12 protein-coding genes are annotated in these 13,070 nt (G+C 72.2%); 6 read left to right on the top strand and 6 right to left on the bottom strand.

Going from position 1 to position 13,070, the window contains the following annotated elements:
- Nucleotides 1-34: 34 nt before the first annotated feature.
- The gene (locus ABZS69_RS18135) at nucleotides 35-943 is read left to right on the top strand and encodes a M23 family metallopeptidase (RefSeq protein ID WP_355373216.1); all 909 of its coding nucleotides are present in this window, start codon (nucleotides 35-37) and stop codon (nucleotides 941-943) included.
- Here the strand turns inward: ABZS69_RS18135 and ABZS69_RS18130 are convergent.
- Both ABZS69_RS18130 and ABZS69_RS18125 read right to left on the bottom strand, forming a co-directional pair.
- Entirely contained in the window at nucleotides 909-2,066 is a 1,158-nt protein-coding gene (locus ABZS69_RS18130) for an FAD-dependent oxidoreductase (RefSeq protein WP_355373214.1), read from the bottom strand. The genes ABZS69_RS18135 and ABZS69_RS18130 overlap by 35 nt on opposite strands.
- Before the next feature lie 66 nt (nucleotides 2,067-2,132).
- Complete coding sequence (locus ABZS69_RS18125) at nucleotides 2,133-3,353, bottom strand: deoxyguanosinetriphosphate triphosphohydrolase (protein WP_355373212.1); 1,221 nt, start codon at nucleotides 3,351-3,353, stop codon at nucleotides 2,133-2,135.
- 80 nt (nucleotides 3,354-3,433) lie between these two features.
- Between ABZS69_RS18125 and ABZS69_RS18120 the strand changes: the two genes are divergently transcribed.
- Complete coding sequence (locus ABZS69_RS18120) at nucleotides 3,434-4,954, top strand: M48 family metallopeptidase (RefSeq protein WP_355373209.1); 1,521 nt, start codon at nucleotides 3,434-3,436, stop codon at nucleotides 4,952-4,954.
- 89 nt (nucleotides 4,955-5,043) lie between these two features.
- The gene (locus tag ABZS69_RS18115; protein ID WP_355373206.1) at nucleotides 5,044-5,487 is read left to right on the top strand and encodes a DUF6194 family protein; all 444 of its coding nucleotides are present in this window, start codon (nucleotides 5,044-5,046) and stop codon (nucleotides 5,485-5,487) included.
- 46 nt (nucleotides 5,488-5,533) lie between these two features.
- On the opposite strand, the gene ABZS69_RS18110 is transcribed toward ABZS69_RS18115, so the two are convergent.
- Together ABZS69_RS18110 and ABZS69_RS18105 are read right to left on the bottom strand one after the other, a co-directional pair.
- Entirely contained in the window at nucleotides 5,534-6,070 is a 537-nt protein-coding gene (locus ABZS69_RS18110) for a GNAT family N-acetyltransferase (RefSeq protein WP_355373203.1), read from the bottom strand.
- Nucleotides 6,071-6,122: 52 nt separating this feature from the next.
- The gene (locus ABZS69_RS18105; RefSeq protein WP_355373201.1) at nucleotides 6,123-7,013 is read right to left on the bottom strand and encodes a hypothetical protein; all 891 of its coding nucleotides are present in this window, start codon (nucleotides 7,011-7,013) and stop codon (nucleotides 6,123-6,125) included.
- 247 nt (nucleotides 7,014-7,260) lie between these two features.
- Here ABZS69_RS18105 and ABZS69_RS18100 point away from each other — a divergent pair, with 247 nt between their 5' ends.
- A complete protein-coding gene (locus ABZS69_RS18100) occupies nucleotides 7,261-9,078 on the top strand; it encodes a serine/threonine-protein kinase (protein ID WP_355373198.1) in 1,818 nt (605 codons plus the stop codon).
- 50 nt (nucleotides 9,079-9,128) lie between these two features.
- Here ABZS69_RS18100 and ABZS69_RS18095 read toward each other — a convergent pair whose 3' ends face one another.
- Both ABZS69_RS18095 and ABZS69_RS18090 read right to left on the bottom strand, forming a co-directional pair.
- Complete coding sequence (locus ABZS69_RS18095; RefSeq protein ID WP_355373196.1) at nucleotides 9,129-9,878, bottom strand: HD domain-containing protein; 750 nt, start codon at nucleotides 9,876-9,878, stop codon at nucleotides 9,129-9,131.
- Entirely contained in the window at nucleotides 9,875-10,843 is a 969-nt protein-coding gene (locus ABZS69_RS18090) for a DJ-1/PfpI family protein (RefSeq protein ID WP_355373193.1), read from the bottom strand. Before ABZS69_RS18090 ends, ABZS69_RS18095 begins: the two co-directional genes overlap by 4 nt.
- A gap of 114 nt (nucleotides 10,844-10,957) precedes the next feature.
- Here ABZS69_RS18090 and ABZS69_RS18085 point away from each other — a divergent pair, with 114 nt between their 5' ends.
- Nucleotides 10,958-12,475 (top strand): FAD-dependent monooxygenase, encoded by a 1,518-nt coding sequence (locus tag ABZS69_RS18085; RefSeq protein WP_355373190.1) that lies wholly within the window; start codon nucleotides 10,958-10,960, stop codon nucleotides 12,473-12,475.
- Nucleotides 12,445-13,044, top strand: coding sequence for a TetR/AcrR family transcriptional regulator (locus ABZS69_RS18080; RefSeq protein ID WP_355373187.1), 600 nt, complete (start codon nucleotides 12,445-12,447; stop codon nucleotides 13,042-13,044). Before ABZS69_RS18085 ends, ABZS69_RS18080 begins: the two co-directional genes overlap by 31 nt.
- Nucleotides 13,045-13,070 lie beyond the last annotated feature (26 nt).

Raw genomic sequence — 13,070 nt, 5'->3', positions numbered from 1 at the left:
AGCTCCCGGTCGGCTACAAAGGTAAAGGTTGTCGGTGGAAACGGTGACACGGGTGGAGATCATGCGATCGGGGCATCTCGGACGATGGGTGGCCGTCACGGCCGCCCTGCTGCTGACCGGCGCCTGCTCCCAGGCCACCGGCCTGGCGGGGGTCAACGCGACGTCGCCGTCCGCCCCGCCGGCCACGAGCCCCCCGGCCGCCGCGCCGCCCGGCGAATCGGCGGAGCCGGAGGCCGAGCACCAGGCGGCCGAGCAGCCGCCCAAGGGCGACGACCCGGTGAAGGTGCCGCCGCCGAAGCTGTCGAAGTACGAGTACACCTTCCCGGTCAAGGGCTGCAAGACGACCTACCAGCGCCAGCTCCTCGTGCTGCCCAAGACGACGATCTGGGCGCAGCAGGGGTGCGCGTTCGTGGCCCCGATCGACGGCGTCGTGGACGAGGTGAACATCCAGAACAAGTGGAGCCCGGCCACCGACGCGGGCGCCGCCCGCGAGGGCAGGTTCGTCACGATCATCGGCGACGACGGCGTGCGCTACCTCGGCGGCCACCTCGACACGATCGCCGACGGCGTCAAGCCGGGCGCCCGGGTCAAGGCGGGCCAGTTGCTCGGGCGGGTGGGCCGGACGGGCAACGCCCGCGACACCGGGGCCAACCTCTACTTCGCGATCTCGTGGAAGACGGGCCCGGCCTTCTGGTGGGTACGCAGGGGCATGGTCGAGCCGTGGGACTACCTCGACGCCTGGCAGACGGGCAACCGCACGTACTCGCCCAGGGAGAAGACGCTGGCGCTGCGCGGCAAGCTGGGAGAGACGCCGGCCTGCGCCGTCCAGTGCGGGTCGAAGAAGATCCCGCAGGCCGGCAAGACCCAGGGCCCGAAGCCGAGGCGCACCAACGACGGCGTGGTCGCCGTCACCCCGTCGATAGCTCCTTTTGGTCAACAATGACGCGTGACCTGATGAGCTCCTGGATCTCGTCCACGACGTCCCAGACGTTGACGTTCATGCCGGCGATCACGCGGCCCTCGCGCAGCCAGTACACGACGAACTCCAGGCTCTCGGGCTCGCCCCGGTAGACGATCTCGTCGTAGCCCTCGATGTCGCCGGAGAACTCCATGCCCAGCTCGTACTGGTCGGTGTAGAAGTACGGGATCCGGTCGTAGACCACGTCCTGGCCGAGCATGGACCGGGCGGCGGCGGGGCCGCCGTGCAGGGCGTTGGCCCAGTGCTCGACGCGCAGGCGGCGCCCGTACAGGGGGTGGAAGGGCTCGGCCGCGTCGCCGGCGGCGAACACGTCGGGGTGCGAGGTGCGCAGCGCGGCGTCGGTGAGGATGCCCTGGCCGACGTCGAGCCCGGCGTCGCGGGCGAGCCCGACCTCGGGCGCGGCGCCGATGCCGACGATGACGAAGTCGGCGGCGAGCCGCTCGCCCGAGCTGAGCCGCACCCCCGTCTCGGTGATCTCGGCGGCCGCGGTGCCGAAGCGCAGGTCCACGCCCTTGCCGGCATGCAGGCGGGCGAACAGGTCGCCGAGCTCGTGGCCGAGCGACCGGTTGAGCGCGGTGGGCTCGGGCTCGACGACGGTGACCTCGCAGCCCGCCGCGCGGGCCGCCGCCGCGGTCTCCAGCCCGATCCAGGACGCGCCGACGATGAGCACGCTCCCAGCGCTCGCCAGGCGCTCCTTGAGCGCCTCACTGTCCTTGACGGTACGCAGATAGTACGCGGGCCCCGGCAGGCGCCTCGGCGTGGCACCGGTGGCGATGAGCAGCTTGTCGTAGGGTTGACGCGACCCGTCTCCGAGCCTGACCAGATGGTTGTCGAGTTCGACGCGCGTCACGGGCGTGCCGAGCCGCAGATCGACGGCGTTGTCCGCGTACCACTCCGGGCCGTGGACGAAGATGTTCTCCCGTTCGCTCTTGCCCTGGAGGTACTCCTTGGACAGGGGCGGTCGCTCGTAGGGCCGTTCGTTCTCCGCGCCGATCAGCACGATCTCGCCGTCGAAGCCTTCCTCGCGCAACGTCTCCGCGGCCTTGGCTCCCGCGAGTCCGGCACCGACGATCACATATGTGGCCATGGGCGCAGTATCCGCCTGCGAAGGTCATGGGGAAAGCCAGGTGTGCCGGCCGATGGAGAAACTTGGTCAGCGGGAGAGCCTGCGGTGCCATGCCACCGCGGAGGTGTCGGTGAGCGAGGCGATCTGGTCGATCACCACGCGGACGCGGGCGGCGTCGCCGGAGGCGTTCAGGTACGCGGGCCGGAAGGCGGGCTCCAGCGTGCCCGGTGCGCCCAGCGTGATCATCGAGGCCAGCTCGCTGATGAGCTCGCGCTGCCTGGCCTGGTTGGCGTTGTGGTCCCTGGTGGCCATGACGTAGTGGGCGGTGACGCCCTTGAGCAGGGCGCACTCCAGGCGGGTGGCGTGCGGCACGACGAGGTCGGCGCGGTGGCGGGAGCCGTACACCTCCTTGGTGGCGGCCTGGGCCGAGCGGCAGAAGCGGCCGATGAGGCCGCTCGTGAGGGCCTTGAGCCCGGCCAGGTCGGCGAGCGTGGCCTCGAAGCGGCGCGGCCAGAGCGGGTCGGTGATCAGCCGGGCGAAGATCTCCTCCAGCTCGTTGAGGTCGGCTTTCGGGGCGTACCAGGTGCGGGCGGTCTCGCACACCAGCGTGCGCTCGATGGGCGACCGGAGCGCCTCGGGGGTGACGTGGCCGGAGTGGAGCGCGTCCTCGAGGTCGTGCACGGAGTAGGCGACGTCGTCGGCCCAGTCCATGATCTGCGCCTCGAAGCTCACCCGCCCTTCCGGCGCGCCCTCCCTGATCCACCGGAACACCGGCAGGTCATCTTCGTAGACGCCGAATTTCGCGGACTTCTCGCAGGTCCAGGGATATTTGATGGAGGCGTCGAGCGCCGCCCGGGTCAGGTTGAGCCCGGCGCTGCGGCCGTCCTCGGTGAGGACCTTGGCCTCCAGCCTGGTGAGCAGGCGCAGGCTCTGCGCGTTGCCCTCGAAGCCGCCGCACGAGGCCGACAGCGCGTTGAGCGCCATCTCCCCGTTGTGGCCGAACGGCGGGTGCCCCAGGTCGTGCGCCAGGCAGGCGGTCTCCACCAGGTCGGGATCGACGCCGAGCGTGGCGCCCATCTCCCTGCCGACCTGGCCGCATTCGAGGGAGTGCGTGAGCCTCGTGCGCGGGATGTGCTGGCCCCCGCCAAGAGACTCGGCAGGCCCTACGACCTGCGTCTTCGCCGCCAGCCTGCGGAGCGCAGCGCTGTGCAGCACGCGGGCGCGGTCGCGCTCGAACGCCGAGCGTTCCGGATTGCCGGGAGGTTCCGGAATCCAGCGCTCTTGGTCGTGGTCATCGTAGTACGGCATTGCTTTGGTGATTTTATCCAGTTTCCGGTCTCCGCTAAGGTCGAGCCTCGCGAGAACCCCTTCCCCGGGAGCCCTCCCCCATGACGACAGCGTTCCGAGCAGTGCTGGCCTTCATCCTGCTCGCCGGCTTCTACGTTCTGATCGGCCTCTTCCTGGTGGCCGCCGTATTCTTCGATGTCCTGCTCCTCGTGGACTTCCACGTCAACGCCCTCAAGGCCGCGATCGTCCTCACCCTGGTGGCCGGCGCGCTCGTACGGGCCCTGTTCGTGGTGAGCCGCCGCCAGGGCGGCGAGCAGCCGGGCGTGCCGATCGGGCGCGAGCACGAGCCCATGCTGTGGCAGACGGTCGAGGACCTCTCCCAGCGCGTGCGCACCGCGCCGCCGGACGAGATCCGGCTGGTGGCGGAGGTGAACGCGGCCGTCTCCGAGGACACACGCTGGCTGGGGATGAAGGCGACGCGACGGCGGATGTTCATCGGGCTGCCGTTGCTGCAGACGCTGACGGTGGACGAGATGCGCGCGGTGCTGGGGCACGAGCTGGGCCACTACAGCGGCGCGCACACGCGGCTGGGCGCCCCGGTCTACCGGGGGCGGGTCTCCCTCATCGCCACCGTCCAGGGACTGCACAACCACCCGTTCGTGCAGCGCCTGTTCACCTGGTACACCAAGTTCTACCTGCGGATCTCGCAGGCCGTCTCGCGCAAGCAGGAGCTGGAGGCCGACCAGTTCGCGGTCGCGATCGGCGGGCGGCAGGCCATGGCGGGGGCGCTGCGCAAGATCCAGACCACCGCGACCGGCTGGGACCTGTACGTCGCCAACTACCTGTCGCTCACCGGCGCGGGCGGCACCCGGCCGGCCACGGTGTTCGGGGGCTTCCACGCGCTCATGAGCGACGCCGACCGGCAGGCCGAGATCGCCAAGCTGGGCGAGGAGCCGGAGGAGGTCTCGCCCTACGACTCACATCCGAGCCTGGCCGAGCGCCTGGCCGCCATCGAGCACCTGCCGGAGCCGCCGCACGTGCCCGACCCCCGGTCCGCCCTGACGCTGCTGCGCGACGCGAACGTGGCGGTGCAGGCCGTCGAGCAGGCCATGTGGACGCCGGAGGCGCTGACCGGGCTGCGGCCGGTCTCGTGGGAGGAGCTGGTGGCGCACGGCATGTACGCCGGCCGCAACGCCGACGCCCTCCACGACCTCGCGGTGGCGGGCCAGCGGGTCATGGGGGCCGCGCGGCCGTACCTGGACGCCGCTTTCGAGGCGATCGCCCGCGGCCGGCAGGCGGAGCTGGAGGCCGTCCTGCGCGAGCAGGGCTGGAACACGTCGGAGACCCTGCTCGCCGGGGTGCTGGGGCAGGCGCTGGAGGCGGTGCTGATCCAGCTCGGCGAGGCCAAGTGGACGCTGTCGTGGTCGGGGCCGGCGCGCCTGCTGTTCGACGACGGCGAGGAAGTGGCGCTGTCGGAGTACGCGGCCCAGGTGGCGACCGACCCCGACGCCGTCGCCGGGCTCCGGCGGTGGCTGGGTGATCACGGCATGCGCCACGACTACGTCCCGGTCGAGGAGCCCTCCCCCGGGCAGCCCGCCCAGGCCGCCACGCCTTCAAGCTGACCACCTACGCGCTTTGAGACTTTTACGCGGCCGAAGGCCCTTTTTGCGGGAAAAGTCTCACTGGGTGGTGCAATGAAACACTTGAAGGCATGACTGAGAACGACATCATCCAGTTCGTGTCCGGTTTCCCCGGAGTCGTGACCCAGACCATCGAGGAGAACAGCGACACCCCCGAGGTCGCCTGGGGCGACACGTTCTTCTTCTACGACCCGGAAGGCACCCTGGAGGCCCACCCCCGGCAACCCTTCGCCACGATCGTCATCAAGGACTACCCGGACTGGGACACCGTCTCCGACCTGAACAGGCCGGGCGTGTTCCGGCTCAACATCGCCATCGGGCGCGCCGCGATGGAACGGCTCGTCGGCGACGACCCCGACGTCGACTACACGGCCGAGGACCGCGTCGTCCCCCACCCCAAGTACGCGACCCAGGGCTGGATCGCCATCGTCAGCCCGGGCGAGCAGGCGCGCCCCCTCCTGACCGAGGCCCACGCCCGCGCCGTCGCCCGCCACCGCCCCCGGAAGGCCTCCTGACCTTCGCGCCTGGCCGGGGTCGCGCGCCCGGCCAGGCGCACCTGGATCAGCGGGGTTCGTCGTCCCAGTCAGGGAGTGTCACCGTGCCGGAGAGCCAGTCGCGGCGCAGGATCGCGTAGCCGACGGCGTCGTGGACCGTGCCGTCGCGGCCCGGCCACGACTCGCGGTAGTGCGACTCCTTGGCGTACCCGCTCTTGCGGAAGACCGCCCGCATCGCGTGGTTGTCCTGGCGGGTCGTGCCCTCGATCCGGGTGATGTGCGGGAGCTCGGCGAAGAGGTAGCCGGTCAGCCAGGCGACCGCCTCGGCGCCGAGGCCCCGGCCCCGCCATTCCCGCCCTATCCGCAGGTCGAACAGGGGTGTGTCGTCGGCGAGGTCCTGCAGCCGCACCAGGCCCGCGCGCTCCCCGTCGGCGAGCACCCAGAACGTCCTGGACTCCTCGTCGTCGTAGCCGCCGTCCGCGACGCGCTTGCGCACGGCTTCCGGCTCCTGCACGCCCGCGTGGAAGGGCCATTCCTGCCCGGTGAGGAAGTCGACGAGCGCTTCGACGTCATCGGGGGAGAATCGGGAGAATTCGATGTGCACCCGCCGCATCCTCGCGACCGGCCCCGCGCCCGGGCAACCGAATTTCGGCGCGTCAGCCGACCACCCGCTCGGGGCTGTCCAGCCAGACCCGCTGCCCGCCGGGCGTGACCGTCACGCCGAACCGCTCCGGCTCCGGCTCGCCCCACTCCGCCCAGGTCCGGCCCGCGTCGTGCCGCCCGGCGAGGACGTGGCCGGCCAGGACGGCGCCCGGCGGCGAGTCGGGCCCCGTCCGCTTCGTGGTCGCGAGCGGGGAGAACCGGCCGCCGGCCGTGCCGTCCGGCCCGACCACGAGCCGCAGGGCGTGCCCGCCGCCGTACGGCGCGACCACCACCCCGCCCGGCCTGGTCTGCGCGATCCAGGCGTACGGCACGGTGCGCACGGAGTACGTCGCGTGCACCCCGTCGTACGGCGCCCGCTCGGCCCAGCCCGCCGTGCCGTCGCCCACGATCAGGTGAGGGAGGGTGCCGGCGGCGGCCAGGTTCTTGGCGGCCTGCTCGGCCACGGTGGCGTCGGCCTCGATGGAGGTCACGCTCCCCGACCGCCCGACCAGCCGGCACAGCAGGGCCGTGGTCCACCCCGTACGCGTGCCCACCTCCAGCACCCGCTGGCCCGGCGCGGGACACAGCAGCTCCAGCAGGTCGGCGACCGCGCAGGGCGCGGGGCACGAGCACCCGTCGTCGGCGACGATCGCGCGCCCGGCGTAGACGGCGTCCCACCAGGCCGGCGGGTCGGTCTCCCGGTCGATCAGCGCGCTCCGCCCGTCGCCTTCGAGCGACTCGCCCACCGGCGGCACGAACCAGTGGCGCGGCACCGCCCGCAGCGCCTGCTCGGTCGGGCGGGTGAGGAGCGGCCGGCGGGCGACGATCGCCGCGATCATGGCCTCCAGCTGCCACGCGATGTGCGGGTACATCACGCCGCCCCGTTCGCGAAAGGACGCCCGCATTCGTGCCTCTCCCACAGCTCCACCCCCACACCTCGGGAAACGCTATCCGTGACGGTACGACTACGATCCGCACGCGGGCAAGGGTTTCCGACAAAGTGGCCGCTTGGGCAGGCACGCTGACAGCGGGATCACGCGCCAGTGAGGGAATGCCGTCATCAAAACGCTGCGTGTTTCCCCGCTCACCCAGTAAATTCGAAACCAGCGCTCCGAGCGGTGAGGTTCCGCAGACCGGTGAGGGGGGATCGCGGTGCGCCAGAGCACGGCGATCGGTGGGCGTTACCGGCTGGTCAAATGCCTGGTCAGCGGCAGCGCCACCGAGGTCTGGCTGGCCCTGGACCTGAGCCTCAACCGGGAGGTCGTGCTCAAACGCCTGCTGGCCGACGGCCCCGGGTCCGGCCGGTTACGCGCCGAGGCGCGCGCCTTGGCCGCGTTCAACCACCGGCATGTGGTCACCCTGCACGACACGGTGGACGACCCGGAGACCGGCACGTTCTGGCTCGTGATGGAGCACGTGCCCGGCGGGAGCCTGGACGGCCGGACCATGTCGCCGGAGCGGGCGGCGCGCATCGGCGCGCAGATCGCGGACGCGCTCACCGCCATGCACGCCGAGCACATCGTGCATCTCGACGTGAAGCCCGCCAACATCGTCGAATCCGACGACGGCGTCGTGAAACTGGCCGACTTCGGCGCCGCGTACCGGGTCGGGGGGCGTGACACGATCACGGCCAACGGCGCCATCAGCTACACCGTCGCCTACGCCGCCCCCGAGGTCATCAGGGGGCAGCCCGACCCCGGGTCCGACGTGTTCTCCCTCGGGGCCACGGTCTACGCGCTGGTCGCCGGGCGTCCGCCGCGCCGGGGGGCCGGCGACGCGGAGTCGGACGCCGACGTCGTGGCGTGGAAGGCCGCGCATTCGGACGTCGCGCTGACGGCGGACGTGGGGCCGCTGGACGGGCTGCTGCGGGAGATGCTGCGGCTGGACCTCCGGGAGCGGCCGGCGATCGAGGAGGTGCGGCGACGGCTGGCGGAGATCGCCGGAACGCCCCTGCCCGCCCCTTCGCTCCCCCGGGACCGGAGCCCACGCCGGTTTCCCGCCCGCACGCTCCTCGTGGCGGCCCTGGCCGTCGCGGCGCTGCTGATCGCGGCCGGGTCCGTCCTCAAGGAGCGCGGCACGCCGTCGCCCAGGCCCTCGGCCCCGTCGACCCCCATGAGAGCGGCGGACCTGACGCTCGGCGACCACCGCACCGCCGATCCCTGCGCCATGACCGACGCCGCCGCGCTCGGCCGCTTCGGCAGGACCGAGGTCGACCTCGACTACGGGAACTTCGACCGGTGCGACGTCCTGGTGTCCCCTCCGGGCGGCGGAGTCGTGGACGTCACGGCGGACCTCAACCACGACCCGCCTCCCGAGCAGGCCGGGGCGGCACGGACCGTGGGCAGGATCAAGGTGGTCGACGACCCCGCCGAGAGCGGAGAGTGCTCGCGGACGCTCGTGCTGCCCGATGTGCACGAGGTCATCGTGAAGATCCGCACGCGGTGGGAGGACGACGAGGGCAGGGCCGATCTGTGCGAGATCGCCGACGCCGCCGCCACCGTCGCGGCGCAGGCGCTCGACCACGGCCCGCTCAAGCGCCGCTCGCCGCCTCTCCCGGAGGCGTCGCTGGCGCAGCGGTACGCCTGCGCACTGCTGTCCGGGAAGTCCCTGGAGGCCGTCCCGGGCATCGACGCCACCGACCCGGACGTCGGGTTCGGCGGCTGGGACTGCGAATGGGACAGCACCACCAGCGACACCTGGGTGGACCTGAGCTACGACCGGGGCCGGCCGCCCAGCGCCGAGGACGGCACGGTCACCCGGCTGAACGGCTACCGCGCCTTCGTCCGGCCGGACCGGGAGGACCGGACGTGCGAGCTCGAGGTGGTCTTCCGCACGTACGCCGACCAGGACGGTCAGACGGCGGTCGAGAAGGTGCTCCTCGTGGTCGGCGGCTCGCGCCCCATCGACCGGCTGTGCGGGATGGCCACCGCCCTCGCCCGTTCGGCCACCGCCGAGCTGCGCGGCGTCTGACGGCACGCTCCCGGAGAGGTTGGGGCACCATACGGGGCCGGGACCTCCCGTCAGTCGTGCCAGCCGCCGGCGTCGAGGAAGTCCTGCCAGGTGAGGTAGGGGGCCTCGGGACGCCGCTGGTGCAGGATCTCGCCCGGCAGGGTCATGGGCGGGGCCTTGCGCGGATCGGCGAGGCACTGCGCGACGATGGCGTCGGTCAGGGCGCGGGCGCCGCCGTGGCGGGGATAGGCGGCGTGCACGCGATCGGCGTACCCGGCGGGCAGATCGGCGGGGCCGCCGGTCAGGTCGATGCCGATGCCGGTCACCGCGATCGCGATCTCCGGCGGGCGGCGGCGGGCGAACACCGGCGAGTCGTGGATGCCGTATGAGGTGTGCAGGGCGATGCCGTCCCAGACGGTGTCGACGCGGGCGTCGGTGATGCCGTGCTGCTCCAGGAACCGGGCGGCGAAGTCGGCACCGTCGACCTCGAAGCGCCGGCCGGTGTCGGCGCGGGTGGTCAGGCCCATGTCGTGCAGCGCGCAGATGAGGAACATGACCTCGGCGTCGTAGTCGCGGCCCGGCAGGCGTCCGGCCTGGGCGGCGACCGCCCGGGCGAACAGGAAGCCGCGCAGGCTGTGGTTGCGCAGGTACGGCTGCTGGGCGTCCGTCACCAGCTGCCGGGCCGCCTTGGCGACGCGGGTGGCGGGAAAGGACAGGTCGGCGGGCCCGCTCTCGGCGGCGGCGGGTGCGCCGATCGCCAGGGCCGCCGCGCCGGCCAGGCCGGCTCCCAGCACCGTGCGGCGGTCGGGGGATGAGCTCATGCGATCTCCTTCGGGGTCATCGGGGGATGGGAAGTGCGAAAGCGCCGGCGGTAGGCGGTCGGCGTGATGCGCAGGACCTTCAGGAACGTCCTGCGCATCGTTTCGTCGGATCCGAGACCGCATCTGCGGGCGATCGAGGCCACGCCGTCGGCGGTGGTCTCCAGGAGGGCCTGCGCGGCCTCCACCCGGATCCGCTCGACGTACTGGCCGGGGGTGAGCCCGATCTCGCGGCGGAACAGCCGGGTCAGATGGCGCTCGCTGACCGTGACCCGGGCCGCCATCGCGGCCAGGGTGTGCTCCGCCGCCGGCTCGGCGGCGATCGCGTCCAGCAGGCGGCGCAGCGCCGGGTGGCGGGCCGTGGGGACCGCCCCGCGCACGCTGAACTGCGACTGGCCGCCCGGCCGCTGCAGGAACACGACCATGTACTTGGCCACCGCACGCGCGAGGTCCGGCCCGTGGTCCTCCTCGACGAGGGCCAGCGCCAGATCGATGCCGGCGGTGACGCCCGCCGAGGTCACGACCGGTCCGTCCCGGACGAAGATGGCGTCCGGCTCCACGGCGACCTCCGGGAACCGGGACTCCAGCTCGGCGCAGGCGGCCCAGTGCGTGGTGGCCCGCCGCCCGTCGAGCAGCCCGGCCTCAGCCAGCAGGAGCGCGCCCGTGCACACCGACGCCACCCGGTGCGCGCGACCGCCGAGGTCACGCAGCACGTTCAGGAACGCCTCGCCGGGGCGCTCTCCGTCCGGCGGCGCGTACCCCGGCACCAGCAGCGTGCCGATCGGCCCGTCGAGCTCGCCCAGCGCCAGGTCCGCTCCCAGCGGCACACCGACATCCGTGCGCACCGGCCGCCCGTCGACGGACGCGTGCCGGATGCGGTAACCACCGGAGCCGTGCAGCATCTGCACCGGCCCCGCCACGTCCAGCAACACCACGCCGTCATAGATCGCCACCACCAGATCCTTCACGGTGTCAACCCTGGCGGCCCCGGCGAGATGTCCACAAGGACGGCTACCCCACAGATCCGGACATACGCGCTTCTCTCTTGGCCACTTAGTAATCGGTACCGTATCGTTTACTAAGTGACTGACACCGTACTCATCGCGGGCGCCGGCCCCACCGGGCTGGCCCTGGCCATCCACCTGGCGTTGCACGACATCCCCGTGCGCGTCATCGACGCCGCCGCCGGCCCCGCCACCACCTCCCGGGCCCTCGGCCTGCAACCACGCGGCGTCGAGGTCCTGGAACGCGTCGGCGCGCTCGGCGACCTGCCACAGCGCTCCCAGTCCTCGCTCAACCTGTCCTACAACGAGGGATCGCGCACCGTGCTGCGCCTTCACGTCGGCCAGGCCGTCGCCGACCAGCCGAAACAGACGCTGCTGATCTCGCAGGCCGAGGTCGAGGGCACGATGCGGGAACGCCTTGCCCAACTGGGCGGCCACGTGGAGTGGGGCACCCGGGTGGTCGCGGCCCGGCAGGACGACACCGGCGTCACCGCCACCGCGCGGACGGCCGACGGCGCCGAGCACCACATCGAGACCCACTGGCTGATCGGCTGCGACGGCGCGCACAGCACCGTGCGCAAGCTCGCCGGCATCGGCTTTCCCGGCCGCAAACTCCTCGAACGCCTGCTGATGGTCGACGTGCGGGCCCAGTGGCCGTTGGACAAGAACGGCAGTACGACCTGGATGGAGGCCGGTCACATGCTGTCGGTCACCGCGCTGCCGGACGACACCTGGCGGGTGTTCACCGAACCACCGTCGGATCTGCCGGACCAGCTGTCCGAACGCGAGATCAGTGACCAGGTGCTGAGCGAGTTCTCCCGGCGCAGCGGCATCGGCCTCGACACGGTCACGGACGTCCGCTGGGCCTCGGAGTTCCGCATCCACCGCCGGCTGGCCGACGCCTACCGGCGCGGCCGGATCCTGCTGGCCGGCGATGCGGCGCACATCCAGAGCCCCACCGGCGGCCAGGGGCAGAACACCGGGCTGGGCGACGCGGAGAACCTGGCCTGGAAGCTGGTGCTGGTCACCCGCGGCCGCGCCGACCGGCGGCTGCTCGACACCTACGAAGGCGAACGACGGCCGCTGGCCCGCAAGGTCCTGCGCGCCACCAGCACCGCCGTGGACATCATGCTGCCGCACGACCCCTGGAGACGCCTGCTGCGCGACAACGTCGTCCTGCCGGTCGTCCGCCTGCCCGCGGTGCAGCGCCGGCTGTGGCTGGCCGCCTCCCAGCTCGGCATCAGCTACCGGGGAGGACCGCTGGCCCCTGCCGTGCACCGATGGCTGCCCGGACTCCGTCCCGGCGACCGGATGCCCGACCTCGCCTGCCGGCAGCTCGACGGCGGCCGGACCACCCTGCACGCCGCGATCTCCGGACGCTGGGCAGTGCTCGCCGATGATCCGCACGTCGCCGCCCGCCACGCCGAGGCTGCCGCGGCGCGACTGGGCGCAGACCTGATCGTCGAGCTCACACCGGTGGAGCCCAATTCGCCCGATGTCATGCTGATCCGCCCCGACGGGCACATCGGTTGGCGTGACCATCCGGCACCCGACAAACTGACGGCATGGCTGAATCAGGTGCTGTGGCCGGCGTAGAACGCCACGGCCGTCCACGCGATCCGGGGAACGACGCCGCCATCCTGGACGCGGCGCTGGACCTGATGATCGAACGCGGCGCGGCGGGCACCAGCATCGAAGCGGTCGCCCAACGCGCCGGCGTGGCGAAACTGACCGTCTACCGGCGCTGGCGGGCCAAAGACGACCTCCTGATGGCCGCCTTGGAGCACGCCCGCGCGCCCGACATGGACGCCGCCCCGGCCGGGCAGTCGCTCGACGAACTGATCTCATCCATCGCCGAGCTCCTCAGCCGCCCCCGCTTCCGCGCGCTGATGGCACGCGTCATCGGCGCCTCGGTCGACTACCCGAACCTGGTGACCGCCTACACCGAGCGCTACCTGCGGCCACGGCTGAACGCCGTCGCGCGGATCGCGCAGCAGGCCATCGACGCCGGCCACCTCCCGGCGGACACCGACCCGAGCGTCATTCAGGACGTCCTGGCCAGCTCGATCGGATCCGTCCTGCTCCAGCACGCGGAAGAAGTGACCGCCGTAGAGGTCGAGCGCCGGCTGCGGATTCTGTTGCGCCACATCGGATACCGGTCCTGATTTCCCGGGTCAGGAGCAGCGGGTCG

The sequence above is a fragment of the Nonomuraea sp. NPDC005650 genome (assembly GCF_040605375.1).
In the GTDB taxonomy this organism is placed as follows: Bacteria; Actinomycetota; Actinomycetes; order Streptosporangiales; family Streptosporangiaceae; genus Nonomuraea.
This window is presented reverse-complemented; position numbering and strand designations above follow the sequence as displayed.